This is a genomic window from uncultured Campylobacter sp. (assembly GCF_938040115.1).
Classification (GTDB): Bacteria; Campylobacterota; Campylobacteria; order Campylobacterales; family Campylobacteraceae; genus Campylobacter_A.
The window spans coordinates 1-3,680 of record NZ_CALHXD010000084.1 but is presented as its reverse complement, the minus strand read 5'-3'; the positions used below and the strand labels follow the sequence as shown (position 1 = coordinate 3,680).

Annotated in this window: 4 protein-coding genes; all 4 read right to left on the bottom strand. The window is 47.8% G+C overall.

All coding sequences use genetic code 11. The features are described from left to right. Positions 1-1,130: (Fe-S)-binding protein (locus Q0314_RS03100; protein WP_298056401.1), on the bottom strand; the 1,130-nt coding region annotated here is incomplete at its 3' end. 9 nt (positions 1,131-1,139) lie between these two features. Further along, positions 1,140-2,501 (bottom strand): oxygen-independent coproporphyrinogen III oxidase, encoded by a 1,362-nt coding sequence (gene hemN, locus Q0314_RS03095; protein ID WP_298056398.1) that lies wholly within the window; start codon positions 2,499-2,501, stop codon positions 1,140-1,142. Continuing rightward, on the bottom strand, positions 2,498-2,989 hold the full coding sequence (locus Q0314_RS03090; protein WP_002947623.1) for a DUF2603 domain-containing protein: 492 nt from the start codon (positions 2,987-2,989) through the stop codon (positions 2,498-2,500). The genes hemN and Q0314_RS03090 overlap by 4 nt, the downstream gene beginning before the upstream one ends. Positions 2,990-3,002: 13 nt before the next feature. Further along, the coding region (gene argF, locus Q0314_RS03085) for an ornithine carbamoyltransferase (RefSeq protein WP_298056394.1) at positions 3,003-3,680 on the bottom strand (678 nt) is incomplete at its 5' end.

Genomic DNA, 3,680 nt, shown 5'->3' with positions numbered 1-3,680 from the left:
CCCGAGTTTTTTATCATCTCGGATTTTTTTTGTCCGGCCGCGCGGCTTAGATGATATTTTTCAGACTGCATCGTCACGCCGCCAAAACCGCAGCACTCGTTTGGATCTTCCATTTCGGTCATTTCGTAGTTTTGAGCGAGCAGTTTGCGAGGCTCTTTAAATACGCCTTGCATTTTTCTGGCATGACAAGGGTCGTGATAGGTCACGGAGATCAAATTTTTGCCTTTTTTAGCCAAAATTTCAGCCAAATTCGTAAATTTTTCAAAGTACTCCGTCGCTAAAAATATCTTCTTACTCACCGCCTTTGCACGCTCTCGCCAATGCTCATCATCATGAAAGAAGTGCTCGTAGTCGATCTTTATCATCGCCGAACAAGTAGCCTCCGGCACGATGATGGCGTCTAGCTCGCCCAGCATTTTTTCAAAATACTCTATATTTCGCTTTGCCAAAACCTCGACCGTCGCAAAATCCCCCGTAAAATACGCCGGCGCGCCGCAACAGGCCTGCTTTTTCATCAAATTTAAATTTAACCCAAGCTCGCGCGCGATCTTAACGAGAGCCTCGCCGATGCCCGTATACGCGTAGTTTCCCATGCAGCCGATAAAAACACCGATGGTTTTATCGCCGCCGTTATCGATAAACTCGGCGTGCGAGTTTAAAAAGCTCTTTTTGCTAGCAGTGGGCAAAAGCCGCTCTTTTTTCACCATCGGCAGGCTAAATCTCGGGCTCATCGCACCTTCGCGGATCTTAAACGCGCAGCTTTGAAACACATACCCCAGTCTCGCGCAAAAGTCCATCACCGCGCGGTGGCGCAGTAGCCAAAAAAACGCCTTTTTATACCACGCGATGCCAAATTTTTCCGCGATATCGCGGCGGACGTTTTCTATCGCCGTATCCACGCGCAAGGAGTTTGGGCAGACCTCGACGCAGCTCGTGCACAAAAAACAGCTCTCAAAGATATTTTTCGCGCTTTTATCGAGCTTTAGCTCGCCGCGCTCGTAGGCTCCCACGAGATCCAAAAAACCGCGCGGAGAGGTCGTTTCGTCGGAGTTTATCTTGTGGATCGTGCAGACTTGGATACATTTGCCGCATTTTACGCATTTATCTGAAATTTCGCTAAATTTAAACATGTCCGCCCATCAAACCGTTTTTGAAAATCGGCGTAAATTTTCAGGTATTTTTTTCAAATACGCGTCAAAACACATCGCGATATTTCGTATGATCAGCGTGCCCGTCTCGTTTACGCTGATTTTTTCAGGCGTTACGGTTACAAATTCACTCAAATTTTCAAGCTCGACCAAATCATCCTTAAAATACTCGAAAAATTTGATGTCAAATTTAGCCTCGACCGCCTTGATATCAAGGGCGAAGTTGCTCATCAGACTCATTATCACGGCTTTTCTGATTAGATCGTCGCCAGTTAGATAGATACCCTTGCAATACGGCAAAACACCGCTATCTAGGGCTTTTTCGTATTCGTCCATGTCCTTGAAATTTTGAGCGTAGTATCTTTGTCCCTCGCCGATGCTAGTTAGTCCGATACCGATGAGATCGGCTCCACCCTTAGTCGTGTAGCCCTGGAAGTTACGATGAAGCGTACCGTTAGCTAGCGCGACGAAAAGCTCGTCGCCGGGTTTTGCAAAGTGATCCATACCGATCATTTTGTAGCCGTTTTTGATAAAAAACTCGGCCGTGTATTTTAAAATTTCAAGCTTGGTTTTAGGGCTAGGTAGCGTAGCTTCGTCAAATTTACGCATAGATTTTTTTATCCACGGCACATGCGCATAGTTAAACACCGCCAGACGGTCGGGAGACAGCGTCAGAGCCTTATCAAGCGTCGCTTTAAAGCTCTCTAGCGTCTGATACGGCAGGCCGTAGATTAGGTCCATATTTATCGAGTTTATGCCCTTGGCGCGCGCCATATCCACGGCGTTTTTGGTGATTTCGTAGGGCTGGATGCGGTGGATCTCTTTTTGTACGCGCTCGTCAAAGTCCTGCACGCCGTAGCTGATGCGGTTAAAGCCGTGAGAGACGAGCACGTCAAGCTGCTCACGAGTTAAAAATCTCGGGTCGATTTCGCAGCTGATTTCAGCCTCGGGCGAGAAATTTTTAAATTTAGCCTTTATCATTTTGATGATTTCATCAAGCTGATCCGCGCCGTAAAAGGTCGGAGTGCCGCCGCCAAAGTGCATTTGCAGCACGGGCGCTCTCGTATCGAGGTTTGCCGCTAGCAGATCGAGCTCTTTTTGCAGATACTCCATATAGCGCGTTTTGCGGTCTTCTTTGCTCGTATAGATCACGTTGCAACCGCAAAAATAACAGGCGCTGCGGCAAAACGGCAGGTGCAAATAAAGCGAAAGCGGGCGCGAGGCGTCGCGGTTTTTTAGCTCCCGCAGGTAGTCCTCGTAGCTAAATTTATCGCTAAACTCGGGCGCGGTCGGATAGCTCGTGTAGCGCGGTCCCGGGCGCGAATACTTCACGTAAGCGTCAAAATCTATCATAGCGTTTTATTCCTTGCGTTTTTCATTAAATTCTGCATATCGACGAACAAATTTGGATACTGCTTTTTGATACCCTTTACCAGTTTTTCCAAATTTACGTCGATGCTTTTTTTGTTTTTATTTTTTGCGGCGATCTTGCGTATCTCGTCCATCGCCACGACCCAAACGTCGGCGAAATCTATCGGCACGTTTTGCCAGATCGTCTTTTCAAGCCTTAGCTCGAAATTTTCCTTTTGGACGTTGCGGTAGGCTTCGATGAGCTGCGAGAGCGATTTTAACGAAACCATCGTGTGTAAATTTTGATTTTCGTCAATGCCGAACCACGGCTCCACTCCGTCCCACGAGCCGCTTTTTAGGCTAAGGCTCATTTGACTCGGATCGCTTGTCGGCACGATCTCAAATATCGTTTTTTCGCCCTCTTTTATTCCGAGCTCGCCCGAAATTTCATCTATTTTTTCGTATGTTTTTTGTAGATTTTTTTCTTTCATTTACTTCCTTAACTTACCCGTTTCGGTGTCTATCTAGCCAAACCATCACGCCTTTTTGCGCGTGCAGGCGATTTTCCGCCTCGGCAAAAATCTCATCCGCATGCGCCTCAAACACCGCCTCACTCACCTCGTATCCGCGGTAGGCCGGCAAACAGTGCAAAAATATCGCGCGCGGCTCGGCTAAACTCATCAAATTTTCATCCACGCAAAAGCCCGCGAAGTCTTTTAAGCGCTTTTCTTTTTCCGCCTCTTGCCCCATCGAGACCCAAGTATCGGTCGTAACGACGTTAGCGCCCGATACGGCTTCTTTTACGTCATGAGTTAGATAAATTTTAGCTCCCGAAATTTGAGCGTTTTTCATCGCTAAATTTACTATATCAGCGTCCGGCTCGTAGCCCTTTGGCGTAGCGATCCTTAGCTCAAAGCCAAGCTTGCTAGCTAGCATCAGCCACGAGTGAGCCATGTTGTTGCCGTCGCCCACGAACGCCGCTTTTATCTCGTCTATTTTTAGCCCGCATTCGACCGCCGTCATGAGATCGGCCATCAGCTGTGCGGGGTGAAATTTATCGCTAAGGCCGTTTATCACGGGTACGCGGCTAAATTTAGCAAGCTCTTCTAACGTCTCGTGGCGATTAACGCGAGCCATGATGAGATCGCACATTCGCGAGATCACGCGCGCGGTGTCTTTTAT

What these genes read in the sequence shown, in the direction of transcription:
- hemN (WP_298056398.1), bottom strand. Translation starts at nt 2,501, where the DNA reads ATGATAGATTTTGACGCTTACGTGAAGTATTCGCGCCCGGGACCGCGC.
- Q0314_RS03090 (WP_002947623.1), bottom strand. Translation starts at nt 2,989, where the DNA reads ATGAAAGAAAAAAATCTACAAAAAACATACGAAAAAATAGATGAAATT.